Origin of the sequence: Propionivibrio sp., assembly GCF_049316945.1 — a bacterium.
Taxonomy (GTDB): domain Bacteria; phylum Pseudomonadota; class Gammaproteobacteria; order Burkholderiales; family Rhodocyclaceae; genus Propionivibrio.
Genome location: NZ_JBMOJE010000006.1, coordinates 1 through 13,618, shown reverse-complemented (window position 1 = coordinate 13,618; position 13,618 = coordinate 1). Strand labels below are relative to the sequence as shown.

General features: G+C 59.7%; 16 protein-coding genes. All 16 read left to right on the top strand.

Annotated features, from left to right (window positions below; genetic code table 11):
• The first annotated feature begins 137 nt into the window (after window positions 1-137).
• The 16 genes from ACOYNV_RS02475 to ACOYNV_RS02400 all read left to right on the top strand — a co-directional run bounded on the left by ACOYNV_RS02475 (window position 138) and on the right by ACOYNV_RS02400 (window position 13,407).
• Complete coding sequence (locus tag ACOYNV_RS02475; RefSeq protein ID WP_422898153.1) at window positions 138-1,070, top strand: catechol 2,3-dioxygenase; 933 nt, start codon at window positions 138-140, stop codon at window positions 1,068-1,070.
• A gap of 17 nt (window positions 1,071-1,087) precedes the next feature.
• On the top strand, window positions 1,088-1,375 hold the full coding sequence (locus tag ACOYNV_RS02470) for a phenol hydroxylase subunit (protein WP_422898152.1): 288 nt from the start codon (window positions 1,088-1,090) through the stop codon (window positions 1,373-1,375).
• Window positions 1,376-1,439: 64 nt separating this feature from the next.
• Window positions 1,440-2,432 (top strand): aromatic/alkene monooxygenase hydroxylase subunit beta, encoded by a 993-nt coding sequence (locus ACOYNV_RS02465; protein WP_422898151.1) that lies wholly within the window; start codon window positions 1,440-1,442, stop codon window positions 2,430-2,432.
• A 9-nt stretch (window positions 2,433-2,441) separates the two neighbouring features.
• Window positions 2,442-2,711 carry an MmoB/DmpM family protein gene (locus ACOYNV_RS02460; RefSeq protein WP_422898150.1) on the top strand — a complete coding sequence of 90 codons (270 nt, stop codon included), beginning with the start codon at window positions 2,442-2,444 and terminating at the stop codon, window positions 2,709-2,711.
• A 13-nt stretch (window positions 2,712-2,724) separates the two neighbouring features.
• Window positions 2,725-4,245 (top strand): YHS domain-containing protein, encoded by a 1,521-nt coding sequence (locus ACOYNV_RS02455; protein ID WP_422898149.1) that lies wholly within the window; start codon window positions 2,725-2,727, stop codon window positions 4,243-4,245.
• 201 nt (window positions 4,246-4,446) lie between these two features.
• Window positions 4,447-4,800 (top strand): phenol hydroxylase subunit P4, encoded by a 354-nt coding sequence (locus ACOYNV_RS02450; RefSeq protein WP_422898148.1) that lies wholly within the window; start codon window positions 4,447-4,449, stop codon window positions 4,798-4,800.
• Window positions 4,801-4,871: 71 nt separating this feature from the next.
• Entirely contained in the window at window positions 4,872-6,332 is a 1,461-nt protein-coding gene (locus ACOYNV_RS02445; protein ID WP_422898147.1) for a 2-hydroxymuconic semialdehyde dehydrogenase, read from the top strand.
• A gap of 184 nt (window positions 6,333-6,516) precedes the next feature.
• Window positions 6,517-7,314, top strand: coding sequence for a 2-oxopent-4-enoate hydratase (gene dmpE, locus ACOYNV_RS02440; protein ID WP_422898146.1), 798 nt, complete (start codon window positions 6,517-6,519; stop codon window positions 7,312-7,314).
• Window positions 7,311-8,114, top strand: coding sequence for a 2-oxo-3-hexenedioate decarboxylase (gene dmpH, locus ACOYNV_RS02435; protein ID WP_422898145.1), 804 nt, complete (start codon window positions 7,311-7,313; stop codon window positions 8,112-8,114). The genes dmpE and dmpH overlap by 4 nt, the downstream gene beginning before the upstream one ends.
• Before the next feature lie 42 nt (window positions 8,115-8,156).
• Window positions 8,157-8,357, top strand: a complete 201-nt coding sequence (locus ACOYNV_RS02430) for a tautomerase family protein (RefSeq protein ID WP_422898144.1) — start codon at window positions 8,157-8,159, stop codon at window positions 8,355-8,357.
• 41 nt (window positions 8,358-8,398) lie between these two features.
• Window positions 8,399-9,313: an acetaldehyde dehydrogenase (acetylating) gene (locus tag ACOYNV_RS02425; protein WP_422898143.1), complete on the top strand. Its 915-nt coding sequence runs from the start codon at window positions 8,399-8,401 to the stop codon at window positions 9,311-9,313.
• Complete coding sequence (dmpG, locus tag ACOYNV_RS02420) at window positions 9,313-10,368, top strand: 4-hydroxy-2-oxovalerate aldolase (protein WP_422898142.1); 1,056 nt, start codon at window positions 9,313-9,315, stop codon at window positions 10,366-10,368. The genes ACOYNV_RS02425 and dmpG overlap by 1 nt, the downstream gene beginning before the upstream one ends.
• 82 nt (window positions 10,369-10,450) lie before the next feature.
• Window positions 10,451-11,206 carry an SDR family oxidoreductase gene (locus ACOYNV_RS02415; RefSeq protein WP_422898141.1) on the top strand — a complete coding sequence of 252 codons (756 nt, stop codon included), beginning with the start codon at window positions 10,451-10,453 and terminating at the stop codon, window positions 11,204-11,206.
• Between the two features lie 10 nt (window positions 11,207-11,216).
• Window positions 11,217-11,639, top strand: coding sequence for a tautomerase family protein (locus ACOYNV_RS02410; protein WP_422898140.1), 423 nt, complete (start codon window positions 11,217-11,219; stop codon window positions 11,637-11,639).
• 31 nt (window positions 11,640-11,670) lie between these two features.
• Complete coding sequence (locus ACOYNV_RS02405) at window positions 11,671-12,390, top strand: NAD(P)H-dependent oxidoreductase (protein WP_422898139.1); 720 nt, start codon at window positions 11,671-11,673, stop codon at window positions 12,388-12,390.
• A 144-nt stretch (window positions 12,391-12,534) separates the two neighbouring features.
• On the top strand, window positions 12,535-13,407 hold the full coding sequence (locus ACOYNV_RS02400; RefSeq protein ID WP_422898138.1) for an AEC family transporter: 873 nt from the start codon (window positions 12,535-12,537) through the stop codon (window positions 13,405-13,407).
• Window positions 13,408-13,618: the final 211 nt, after the last annotated feature.

Here is a 13,618-nt window from a genome sequence, read left to right as displayed (position 1 = left end):
TCGGTGGCATGAGTCCTGCTATCTCTAACGTAATGCCCAAAGGCAGAAGCGCTGTTCGGATGGCTGGAAAAATGAAAAACAACCTTTGCCATCCAATAAATAGCCTAACCAAAAGCAATTCAAAGGAGTAATGAACAATGGCAATGACAGGTGTTTTGCGTCCCGGGCATGCTCAGGTTCGCGTGCTGGATCTCGAAGAGGCTGTTCACCACTACCGCGACATTCTTGGCCTGGTGGAAACCGGTCGCGATGCGCAGGGGCGTGTTTATTTCAAGTGCTGGGATGAGCGTGATCACAACAGCTTCATCCTGCGTCAGGCGGACCGCGCCGGGCTGGATTTCTTCGGTTTCAAGGTGCTCGACAAGGCGACGCTGGAAAAGCTCGACGCTGATCTGCAAGCCTACGGCGTCAAGACCGAGCGCATCCCGGCCGGTGAGATGCTGGAAACCGGCGAGCGCGTGCGCTTCGAGATTCCCAGCGGCCACCTGATCGAGCTCTACGCTGAAAAAACGACGGTCGGCAACGGTTGCGGCATCGTCAATCCGGTAGCCTGGCATGCGGACTCCGAGCGCGGTATCGCCCCGGTGCGTCTCGATCACGCCTTGCTCTACGGCCCGAATGTCGCGGCCGTTCAGAAGCTGTTTACCGAAGTGCTCGGCTTCTTCGTTGTCGAGCAGGTGCTCAATCCGGACAGTACCGCCAACCTGGCCATCTGGCTGTCCTGTTCGCACAAGGTGCACGACATCGCCTTTGCCGAATATCCGGAGCCGGGCAAGCTGCATCACTGTTCCTTTCTGTTGGAAACCTGGGAGGAGGTGCTGCGCGCCGGCGACATCATGTCGGTCAATAAAGTCCCGGTCGATATCGGCCCGACGCGCCACGGCGTCACTCGCGGCTGCACCATCTACGCCTGGGATCCATCGGGCAATCGCTTCGAAACCTTCATGGGCGGCTACCAGCCCTACCCGGATTACGAGGCGCCATTGACCTGGACCTTCGACAACTTCGGTCAGGGTCTCGACTACCCGCAGCGCAAGCTGCACGAATCCTTCTTGACCATCGTTACTTGAGCGAAAACGACAAGGCCATGGAAACAGTTCCGATTTCTTCCAATCCGCCGCCGCCGATGGATACCTCGCGGCGTTTCGTCCGCGTGCGTGGCGAACGCGGGAATGGGTTCATCGAGTTCGATTTCGCCATTGGCGAGCCCGAACTCTTCGTCGAGTTGATTCTCGGCCCCGAAGCCTTCGCCGATTTCTGTGCCGACAACAAGGTGGAAATGCTCCCACCGCTGCCGGAACATTCGCCGGAGGACGGTGAGCGCAGCGACTGGGACTGGCGCCTGGCCGACGCGACGAAAACCCGATTCAAGTAGCCCGATTCAAGCAAGCACACTTCCCGTTCCGCACTGACGGAACGGGAATCCGAGGAGATATTTAATGCAAATTGATCTGCGTACGGTCAGCATCCAGCCGCTGCGTAATACCTTCGACCACCTGGTCCGCCGCTTCGGCGACAAGCCGGCTTCCCGTTACCAGGAAGGCAGCTACGACATCCAGGCCGCTGAAAACCTGCACTACCGTCCCACCTGGGACCCGGATCAGGAGCTTTACGACACCGCCATCACTAAAATTGTGATGAAGGACTGGTATGCCCTGAAAGACCCGCGCCAGTTCTATTACAGCACCTATACCCTGACCCGCGCGCGTCAGCAGGATACGACCGAAGCCAACTTCAACTTTGTCGAAACCCGCGGCCTGGCGGAGATGCTGCCCGCTGAACTGAAGAAAATTGCCCTCGATGTCCTGATTCCGCTGCGCCATGCGGCCTGGGGCGCCAACATGAACAACACCTTCATCTGCGGCTATGGTTTCGGCACCGTGTTCACCCAGCCCTGCATGTACCACGCCATGGATCATCTGGGCATTGCCCAGTACCTCTCGCGCCTGGGCCTGCTGCTCGGCGACACCGAGGCACTGAACGAAGGCAAGGCCGCCTGGATGGACGGCGAAGCCTGGCAACCGTTGCGCCGCTTCGTCGAGGACTGCCTGGTATTGCGCGACCCGTTCGAGTTGTTCGTTGCGCAGAATGCGGCCCTGGACGGCCTGCTCTACCCGCTGGTTTACGAGCGCATCGTCGATGATTTTCTGTCCACTCGCGGCGCTTCGGCCGTTGCCATGCTGACCCAGTTCATGAGCGACTGGTTCGGCGAGACCCGCAAATGGGTCGATGCCGTGCTGCGCACTGCCGCTGCCGAATCCGATGAAAACCGCGCTTTGTTGCAGGAATGGACGCAAAAGTGGAGTTGCCGTGCGGCGGCGGTGCTGCTTCCCGTGGCGGCGCTGGCACTCGGTGCCGACGCCGATGAGGCGCTCGGCGAAGAGGTGGCGGCGTTCGCGGTGCGCATGAAGAAAAACGGCATCGAGATCTGAGGAGCCGCCATGTCTACCGTATTTATTGCCCTGCAAGCCAACGAAGAAACGCGCCCGATCATCGACGCCATCCTCATCGATAACCCGCTGGCGGTGCTTAACCGAGAGCCGGCGATGGTCAAGATCGACGCGCCCGGACGCCTGGTCATCAACCGGGAAACGATTGAAGAACAACTCGGTCGGGCTTACGACCTCCAGGAATTGCAAATCAACCTGATAACCCTCAGTGGCCATGTGGACGAGACGGACGACGCCCTGACGCTCTGCTGGAACAACTGAAAAGGAGACTGACATGGATGTAAAAGTCACGAAGAAGAAACTGGCACTGAAAGAGAAGTACAAGCTGCTCACCCGCGACCTCGGCTGGGACACCAGCTATCACAGCAAGGACGAAGTTTTCCCTTATGTGAACTACGAAGGCATCAAGGTCCATGACTGGGACAAGTGGGAAGATCCCTTCCGCCTGACCATGGATTCCTACTGGAAATACCAGGCCGAGAAAGAGCGCAAGTTCTACGCCATCATCGACGCCCATGCGCAGAACAACGGCCATCTGAACATTACCGATGCCCGCTACCTGAGCGCGCTGAAGATCTTCCTGCAGGCCATCAGCCCAGGTGAGTATTCGGCGCACAAGGGCTTTGCCCGCGTCGGACGCGAGTTTCCCGGCGTTGGTACGCAAGTGGCCTGCCAGATGCAGGCGATCGACGAGATTCGCCATGCGCAGACGCAGATCCATGCGATGTCGAACTACAACAAGTACTACAACGGCTTCCATGCCTTTTCCGACCAGCGCGATCGCATCTGGTACACCTCGGTAGCGCGCTCGTTCTTCGACGATGCCATGTCCGCCGGGCCGTTCGAGTTCATGATCGCCATCGGCTTTTCCTTCGAATATGTGCTGACCAACCTGTTGTTCGTGCCCTTCATGTCCGGTGCCGCTTACAACGGCGACATGGCGACGGTGACCTTCGGTTTCTCGGCGCAATCCGACGAAGCGCGGCACATGACGCTCGGTCTCGAGTGCATCAAGTTCATGCTCGAACAGGACCCGGCCAACCTGCCCATCGTGCAGGGCTGGATCGACAAATGGTTCTGGCGCGGCTTCCGCGTGCTCGGCCTGGTCAGCACCATGATGGATTACATGCTGCCCAAGCGTGTCATGTCGTGGCGCGAAGCCTTTGAAATCTATGGCGTGGAGAACGGCGGCGCGCTGTTCAACGATCTCGCCCGCTACGGCATTCGTGCACCGAAGGGCTGGAACGACGCTGCCGAAGCCATCGACCACATGTCGCACCAGTTCATGCTCGGCCTCTACCAGTGGAGTTTCGGCACTTCGTTCCACAGCTGGATTCCGTCGGACGACGACATGGACTGGCTGTCGAAGAAGTACCCGACGACCTTCGACAAGTACTACCGCCCGCGCTGGGATCACATCAAGAAGCTCGCTGCCGCTGGCACGCCGTTCAAGAACTTCGGCCTGGCCAAGCTGTGCCAGACCTGCCAGTTGCCGGTGGTGTTCACCGAGCCGGGCGATCCGACCCTGAGCTGTCACCGCGAGGCCGTGTACAAGGACGAGAAGTACCACTTCTGTTCCGATCACTGCCAGGAAATCTTCGCCAACGAACCCGAGAAATACGTTCAGGCCTGGCTGCCGATGCCGCAGCTTTTCCAGGAACCGAACAATGGCGATGTCGGCGCGTGGATGGACTGGGTGAGTTTGCAGGACGGCGTGGACAACGGCGATTACGCCGGTTCGCAGGATCAGGTGAACTTCGAGAAATGGCGCGGACTGGCAACCACCAACCAGTAAGCCGAATGAATGCAGGCCGCGTGGATAGGCGTTCTACAGACTATGTGCCTGAACAGTGCCGTATTCATTGGCGCTCAGGCATGAGTACTCGTAGAACCCCTGTTTACGCGGTTTGCAGCCACATAGCTAGCGCCAGGCGAGACCTGGCACCCAATGAAAAATTTAACTGATATTGCTTAACTCATCGCAAGGAGAATCAACATGCCTGTAGCCGCAATCAAGGAATACATCGGTGTACCGCGTGACACCGTCGCCAACTTCAACGGCAAGCAGCTCGTCTACGTAAGCTGGGATCACCATTTGCTGTTCGCCTCGCCGTTCCTGCTCTGCCTTCCGCCGCAGACGACCTTCGGGGAACTGGTGAACGGCCCCCTGGCCGCGCTGACAAAGCCCGATCCAGACGCCGCCAGCGTCGACTGGAAGAAGGTCGAGTGGCTCAAGTCGAACCAGCCGTGGACGCCTGACTTTGAACGCAGCCTTGCCGATAACGGCATCGGCCACAAGGATCAGATCCGCTTCCGCACGCCGGGTCTGCAGTCACTGAGCGCTGCCTGACTCCGAGCGCCGACCGGGAGCCGAGAACGATCTGGCCTGTCCGCGCGCCGTGAGTCAATTTAGGAGTAGCAATGCAACTGATCAAGAATTTCATCAACGGCGAATTTGTCGATGGCTCGGAAGGGAAAACTTTCAAGAAGCGCTCTCCGCTCGACAACCAGGTGATCGCCCAGGTTTCCGAAGCCGGCAAAGCCGATGTCGATGCCGCCGTGCGTGCCGCCCATGCGGCGCGCAAGGGCGAGTGGGGCGGTTTGACGACCGACCAGCGCGTCGGCTTGCTGTACGGCGTGGCCGACGAGATCACGCGGCGTTTCGAGGATTTCGTCGATGCGGAAATGGCCGACACCGGCCAGCCGCGCCATGTCATGACCAGTGCCTTCATCCCGCGCGGCGCGGCCAACTTCAAGGTCTTCGCCGACGTGGTCAAGAACGTGCCGAGCGAATCCTTCCAGATGTCCACGCCGGACGGGCAGGGTGCGCTCAATTACGCCATCCGCGTGCCGAAGGGCGTAGTCGGCGTCATCTCGCCGTGGAATGCGCCTTTCCTGCTGATGACCTGGAAGGTTGGTCCGGCGCTGGCCTGTGGCAACACCGTCGTGGTCAAACCCTCGGAAGAAACGCCGCTGACCACCACGCTGCTGGGCGAAGTGATGAACAGCGTCGGCATCCCGAAGGGCGTGTTCAACGTGATTCATGGCTTCGGTCCCGGCTCCGCCGGCGAATTCCTTACCCAGCATCCGCTGGTCGATGCCATTACCTTCACCGGCGAAACTCGCACCGGTACGGCAATCATGAAGGCTGCGGCAGAAGGCATGCGCGATGTCTCCTTTGAACTGGGCGGCAAGAACGCCGGTATCGTTTTCGCCGATGCCGATTTCGATGCGGCGGTCGACGGCATCTTCCGCTCGTCCTTCCTCAACTCCGGCCAGGTCTGCCTGGGCACGGAACGGGTCTATGTCGAGCGGCCGATTTTCGAGCGCTTCGTGCAGGCTCTCAAGGTCAAGGCCGAGGCCGTCAAGTTCGGTCGCCCGGACGACCACAATGCCAACTACGGCCCGTTGATCAGCGAAGAGCACCGCAAGAAGGTGCTCTCCTATTACATCAAGGCTGTGGCAGAAGGCGCGACCGTGATCACCGGCGGCGGCATCCCGGAGATGCCGGACGACCTGGCTACCGGCCACTGGGTGCAACCGACCATCTGGACCGGCCTGCCGGAAACAGCCTCGGTGGTGCGCGAGGAAGTCTTCGGCCCGTGCTGCCACATCAGCCCGTTCGACAGCGAGGATGAAGTGATCAACAAGGCCAACGCCAATGATTACGGGCTATCGACCACCGTCTGGACGACCAACCTCGGCCGTGCCCATCGGGTGGCGGCACGCGTCGAAGTCGGCATTACCTGGATCAACAGCTGGTTCCTGCGCGATCTGCGCACGGCCTTCGGCGGTTCCAAGCAATCCGGGATCGGGCGCGAAGGCGGCGTGCATTCCCTGGAGTTCTATACCGAAACCCGCAACATCTGCGTGAAACTTTGAGAGGTTGTGAAAAAATGCCTGAACACCCACCGCAGAGCCGCAAAGGCGCAGAGGTTTCGCAGAGAAAACCATTAAAAACCATGGGGTTCCTTTGCGTTTTCTTTGCCCCTTTGTCCCTCTTCAGGGAGGCTTCGCGCCGTCTCTGCGGTGGATTTTTTATATTTTCTCAGTCTCTGAGGTAGTCATGAACGAAGACACGATCAGGCAATACGGCGACGAGCTCTATGCAGCCTGGCTCGCCCGCCGCCCGGTGCGGCCCCTGCTCGAACGGGAACCGGACATCACCATCGAAGACGCCTACCAGATCCAGGAGCGCTTTGTCGCCCGCCGCCTGCAGGCCGGCGAGACCATCGTCGGCAAGAAGATCGGCGCTACCAGCAAGCCGGTGCAGGATTTTCTCGGCGTCTATCAGCCGGATTTCGGCATGCTCACTTCCGGCATGGTTTTCCAGGAAGGCGACATCATCGATCTTTCCACCCTGATCCAGCCCAAGGCCGAAGCCGAACTGGCTTTTGTGCTCAAGGAAGACCTGAAGGGGCCGGGCATCACGGCGATGGATGTGATTCGCGCCACTGACTACGTGCTGCCCTGTTTCGAGATTGTCGATTCGCGCATTGTCGACTGGAAGATCAAGATTCAGGACACGGTGGCCGACAACGCTTCTTGCGGTGTTTATGTACTCGGCAAGACCCGGGGCGATCCGCGCAAGCTCGATATCACGCTGGCCGGCATGGTGCTGGAGAAGAACGGGGCGTTATTCTCGACAGGGGTCGGCGCCGCCGTCCAGGGCTCGCCGGCCAATGCCGTCGCCTGGCTGGCCAATACGCTGGGCGCGCTGGGCATCCCGTTCAAGGCCGGCGAGGTCATTCTCTCCGGTTCGCAATCGGCGCTGGTGCCGGTGGTCGATGGCGACGAATTGGTGTGTACCGTCGGCGGCCTCGGTAGCTGTTGTGTCAAATTTGCCGGAAGGAGCGCGGCATGAGCATGAACATCACCCTTTCCCGCGAAGACATCGTTCGCCTGTGCGAACGCGTCGAAGGCGCCCAGACCCGCGCCTACGCCATCCCCAAGTTGACCGACGAATACCCGAACATGACCATCGGCGACGGCTACGCGGTTCAACTGGAGCTGCGCCGCCGCTTCATCGCCGCCGGGCACAAGCAGGTTGGCTGGAAGGCCGGCCTGACCTCGAAGGCCAAAATGATCCAGATGGGCGTCAACGTGCCTTCCATCGGCTTCCTGACTGACCGCATGGCGCGCCCGGAAAGTTCGGCGATCAAGACTTCCGACCTGGTGCATCCGCGAGTCGAATGCGAAGTCGCCTTCGTCATGAAGAAGGCGCTGAAGGGCCCGAACTGCACGCGGCAGGATGTGCTGGATGCGACTGACTACGTGTTGCCGGCCGTCGAAATCATCGACTCGCGCTTTTCCGGTTTCAAGTTCGACCTGCCTAGCGTCGTTGCCGACAACGGTTCTTCCGCGCGTTTCGTAGGCGGCGGACGGGCGCGTTATCCGGCCGATATCGATCTGCGAACGCTCGGCGTGGTCATGGAAAAGAACGGCGAGATCGTTACCCTCGGCGCTTCGGCGGCCGTGCTCGGTCATCCGGCCAAAGCCATCGCGATGCTGGTCAACATCCTCGCCGAACTGGGCGAGGAATTGCCGGCCGGCAGTTTTGTCATGAGCGGCGGCATTACCGAAGCCATCCCGGTCAAGCCCGGCGACAGCATCGTGGCACGCTTCCAGGAACTCGGCAGCGTATCGATGCGTTTCATCGAATAAATCGAATCGTTCAAATACCGAACCTAACAAGGAGAAAAGACGATGCCAATTCTGGAAATGCACCTGCTGGCCGGGCGCAGTGTGGAAAAGAAGCGCAAGGCGGTAGCCGCCATCACCAAGGCCCTGGTCGAGACGCTGGAAGTCCGTCCGGATCAGGTGCGGATACTGATCACCGAGCACAGCGATGAGAATTTCGCCGTGGGCGGCGTGACCGTCGGCGAGCGCAACGCTTCAGCCACCTAGTGCGCCAACGAATCCTTCAAGAACTATCGGAAAGAATCAGCATGAAAAAAATCAGATGTGCATTGATCGGGTCGGGCAATATCGGCACCGATCTGATCTACAAGATCCAGCGTAGCGAGGTTCTTGAGCCAGTGTGGATGGTCGGCATCGACCCCGAATCCGAGGGCTTGGCGCGGGCGCGCGATAGGGGGCTGAAAACCACGGCTGACGGCGTCGACGGCTTGTTGCCGCATGTCCTGGCCGATGATATCCAGATCGCTTTTGATGCCACTTCTGCCTACGTGCATGCCGAGAACTCGCGCAAGCTGAACGCGCTCGGCGTCATGATGATCGACCTGACGCCGGCGGCCATCGGCCCGCTGTGCGTGCCGCCGGTGAATTTGCGCGAGCATGCCGACAAGGTCGAGATGAACGTCAACATGATTTCCTGCGCCGGGCAGGCGACGATCCCGATCGTCTATGCCGTGTCGCGCGTGCAAAGCGTCGCCTACGGCGAAATCGTTGCCAGTCTGGCTTCCAAGTCGATCGGGCCGGGTACGCGCGCCAATCTTGACGAGTTCACCTACACCACGTCGAATGCCATCGAGGTTGTCGGCGGAGCGCGCAAGGGCAAGGCGCTGGCCATCATCAATCCGGCCGAACCGCCGATGATGATGCGCAACACCATCTCCTGCCTGACCGACGAAGTTCCGGATGAGGCGCGGATCATCGAATCGATCCTGCAGATGATCACCGAGGTTCAGAAATACGTTCCCGGCTACCGCCTGGTCAACGGCCCGATCTTTGACGGCAAGCGGGTTTCGGTGTTCATGGAAGTGGCCGGTCTCGGCGACTATCTGCCATGTTATGCCGGCAACCTCGACATCATGACAGCGTCCGCGACGCGGACGGCCGAGATGTTCGCCGCAGAAATTCTCGCTGGAAAAATCCAGCTCAAGCCACTGGAGGTCGCGTAATGAGCGAAGCGCAAAGTTTGAAGGGCCGCAAGATCATCATTCACGACATGAGTCTGCGCGACGGCATGCACGCCAAGCGCGAGCAGATGAGCATCGAACAGATGGTTACCATCGCCACCGCGCTCGACGAGGCCGGCGTCCCGCTGATCCAGGTCACCCATGGCGCCGGCCTCGGCGGCAACTCGCTGCAGCATGGTTTCGCCCCGCACAGCAACGAAGAGTACCTGCAGGCGGTGGTGCCCAAGCTCAAGCAGGCCAAGGTGTCGATCCTGCTGATTCCCGGCCTCGGGACGATGAAGGAACTGCAGTCGGCCTACGACTGCGGGGCGCGCAGTGTGCACGTCGCGACCCACTGCACCGAAGCCGATACCTCGCCCCAGCACATCGCCTTCGCGCGCAAGCTGGGCATGGATACCTCCGGTTTCCTGATGATGGCTCACCTGAACACCGCCGAGGGCTTGGCCCAGCAGGGCAAGTTGATGGAGTCCTATGGCGCCCAGACGGTCTACATCACCGATTCCGCCGGCTACATGCTGCCTGCCGACGTCAAGGCACGGGTCTCGGCCTTGCGCGCCATCCTCAAGCCTGAAACCGAGATCGGCTTCCACGGCCACCACAACATGGGCATGGGCATCGCCAACTCGATAGCCGCCATCGAAGCCGGTGCCAGCCGCATCGACGCTTCCGCCGCCGGCCTTGGCGCCGGTGCCGGCAACACGCCGCTGGAAGTCTTCGCGGCGGTATGCGAGCGCATGGGCATCGTCACCGGCTGCGACCTGTTCAAGCTGATGGATATGGCCGAAGACATCATCGTGCCGATCATGGATCATATGGTTCGTGTCGATCGCGCTTCGCTGACCCTCGGTTTTGCTGGCGTCTATTCGACTTTCCTGCTGCATGCCAAGCGTGCTTCCGAGCGCTTCGGCGTGCCGACCCGCGACATTCTGGTCGAACTGGGGCGCAAGAAGATGATCGGCGGCCAGGAGGACATGATCATCGATACCGCGATGACCATGGCCAAGGAACGCGGCCTGATGAAAGAACTGGTGGCCTGATCGGGCTGCTCGAGCGTTTTGCGGTCCGGGGATGGCGCAGGATTAGCCGTCCCCGGATTGTTTCGTAAGGAATCTGAAAAAAATGTCATCGAACAAGGAATGTGTGGTCATCGTTGGCGCCACCGGCGCCTTCGGGAAAGTCATGGTCGAACGGCTGCTCGGCAAGAGGTTGGGCGTCGTCGCCGTGGCCCGCAGCGCTGCGGGCCTGGCGGATCTGGCGGCAAATCATCCGGGGCTGGTGCCGTGCATCGCCGATATTTCAGATGATGCTTCCATTGAGATCATCCGGGCCGCTTTGCCTGGGCCGGTGCGCATGGCGGTGCATGGTCCCGGCGTCAGCGTGGCCGGCGGGGTGCTGGCGGTCGATACCAGGTCCATGGTCGAGGCTGTCAATATCAAGGTCGGCGGACTGTTGCGGCTGGTCCGGGCGGTCGATGCCCATCTCGTTTTCAACTCCCGGCTGGTCGCCATCGGCGGTCATTACGGTTTCGAGCCGACGGCCTATGCGGCGGCGGCCGGAGTCGCCAATGCCGCTCTGGTCAATGTCGTCCGCCAACTGAGCCTGGCCTACGGCGAGCGCGGCATCACCGCCCATCTGGTCGCGCCGGGACCGGCGGACACAGAACGGCTGCGACGCGTTGCCGCCGATCGCGCGCGCTTGCAGGGCACGTCGGTTGAGGCCGTGCTGGATGCCATGAAGGCCGAGTCCTCGCTCTGTGTCTTCACCGAACCCGGACAGGTGGCCTGGGCGCTGGAAATCCTGCTGGCTCCCGAAGCCTCCGCCATGACCGGTTCGTCACTGATGCTTGATGCCGGCCGCCGTCGCGGCCTGCCATGAAAGGAAAGTCATGCCGATTCTGAATTTTCATCTGGTCCAGGGCCAGCACGAACAAGCGCGTATCGAGTCCTTGCTGCTGCGCTCCAGCCAGCTCTTCGCCGAAGTGCTCGCTTGTCCCATCGACCGCGTTCGCGTTTTCGCCACCGAGCATGCACCGCAACATATGTGCGTCGGTGGCCAGATGGTCCGCCAAGGCGACCAGGCCGCACCCTATTTCAACTTTATCGTGCTCAGGGGCCGTTCGCTTGAGGATAAGCACCGCCTCCTCGCCGGGTTCACCGACTTGCTTGTTGAAATCCTGGGTTGTCCCAGGGATCGGGTGCGCGGCGGGGTGACGCCGGTCGAGCCGGAGGACTGGAGCATCGGCGGAACACCTGCCAGTCTGTTGCGCCAGGCGGAAATCGAAGCCCGCCGGCTGGCTGCCGGCAAGTGAAACACAAGCAAAACCATAACAGGAGAGTTCGATGAAAGTACTGATCGTCCACGCGCATTACGAGCCGCAATCCTTCAACACCGCCCTCAAGGATCTCGCTGTCGAAACGCTTACCGGGGCAGGGCACGAAGTCCGGGTTTCCGACCTGTACGCCATGAACTGGAATCCGGTGGCCTCGGCCGCCGATTTCGCTGCGCCGAGCAATCCCGATTACTGTGTTTATGCACTCGAGCAGCGCAAGGCGTTTGAGTCCGGGGCACTGGCCGCAGACATCCAGGGCGAGCTCGATAAGGTTGAATGGTGCGACCTGCTGATTCTGAATTTCCCCATCTTCTGGTTTTCCGTACCGGCCATCCTGAAAGGCTGGATCGACCGGGTATTCGTTTCCGGGCGCTTCTATGGCGGCAAGCGTATCTACGATAAAGGCGGCATGAGCGGGAAAAAAGCCATGACCACCCTGACCCTCGGCGGCCAGAACCATATGTTCGGGCCGAACGCTATTCATGGCGAGATGGATGTGCTGCTGCGCCCGATTTTGCGTGGAGCACTGGCCTATTGCGGCTTTGCCGTACTGCCCCCGCATGTGGCTTATCACGTGCCCTACGTCTCGCCTGAGGCACGCCAGATGATGCTGCAGTATTACCGGAAACGCTTGCTGACCATAGATCAGGCTACGCCGCTGATCTTTCCACGTATGGAGGACTTCGACGAGAAGCTCTACCCCAAGGTTTCACAGGAAATTGTGCGCTAGTGTTCCCATCCTCGGCTGAAATCTGACGGCGAGCGCTGTCAAGTTATTGTCAGCATCGAAAGCGCTGATTGCAATAGTCGACCCACTTCCACCCATACAGGATTCTTCATGATGTCCGGGATTCAATAATAAAGTCCCTTCCCCATGCTATTACGCATTATCAGTATCGTCTTCCCCATTTTCCTCGTTGTGATCATCGGGGTATTCTATGGTCGCAAGCATCGGCCTGAAATGGTGGCGGCCAACCGGCTCAACATGGAGGTTTTCCTCCCGGCCCTGATCTTCACCGCACTGGCCGGAAAGTCATTCGCGCTCACCGACAACATGCCCAGCATCGTCGGCAGTCTCGTCATCGTTATCGGTTCCGGGCTCCTGTCCTGGCCGGTGGCGCGAGCGATGGGCTTCAACCCGAAAACGCTGGTCCCGCCCACGATGTTCAACAACGTCGGCAACATGGGATTGCCGCTCATGTTGCTGACTTTCGGTGACCAGGCCCTTGGCGCCGCCGTCGTTCTTATGCTGATCGCCACCCTGCTGCAATTTGTGCTCTACCCCTGGATGATCAATGGCAACTCTCCCCTGGCCACGGTCTGGAGAGAGCCTTTCATTCTCGCCGCCGCCCTCGGCGTCACGGTCAGTCTGACCGGCATCACCGTCTGGCCACCAATCATGACGGCCTGCAAGATACTTGGTGATATTTCGCTCGGTCTGATGATTTTCTCACTCGGAGTTCGCCTCTCCACCGCTAAATTGAACGCCTGGAGTATCGGAGTTACTGGCGCTATCCTGACACCGGTAACCGGCATGATAACGGCCTGGATTTTCTGTGAGCTCGTTAATATTCCTCGCGCCGACCAAGACATCCTCTTTGTCTTTGGCGCTCTGCCTCCGGCGGTATCGAACTTCATCTTCGCCGAACGCTACAACCAGGAACCGGACAAAGTCGCCTCAATCGTGATGATTGGTAACGTAATGGCCATCGTGTTCGTCCCTCTTGCGCTTGCCCTGCGGCTCTGATAACAGCTGAATCGTTTCAAATGACGGTAATAAGTAAGGTGGATTGGGATGTAATTCGTAAACTGTTGCTGAGTGATCCAATTGATTATGATGTGCGAATTGCATTGACAAGCCATTTTCGTGCGATTGTCAGGCTGACTCAGAGTTTGAAGATGTTTTAGGCGGCGTAAATAAATAAACATATCAAGTTTGCGCTATTACGTTCGGTCTG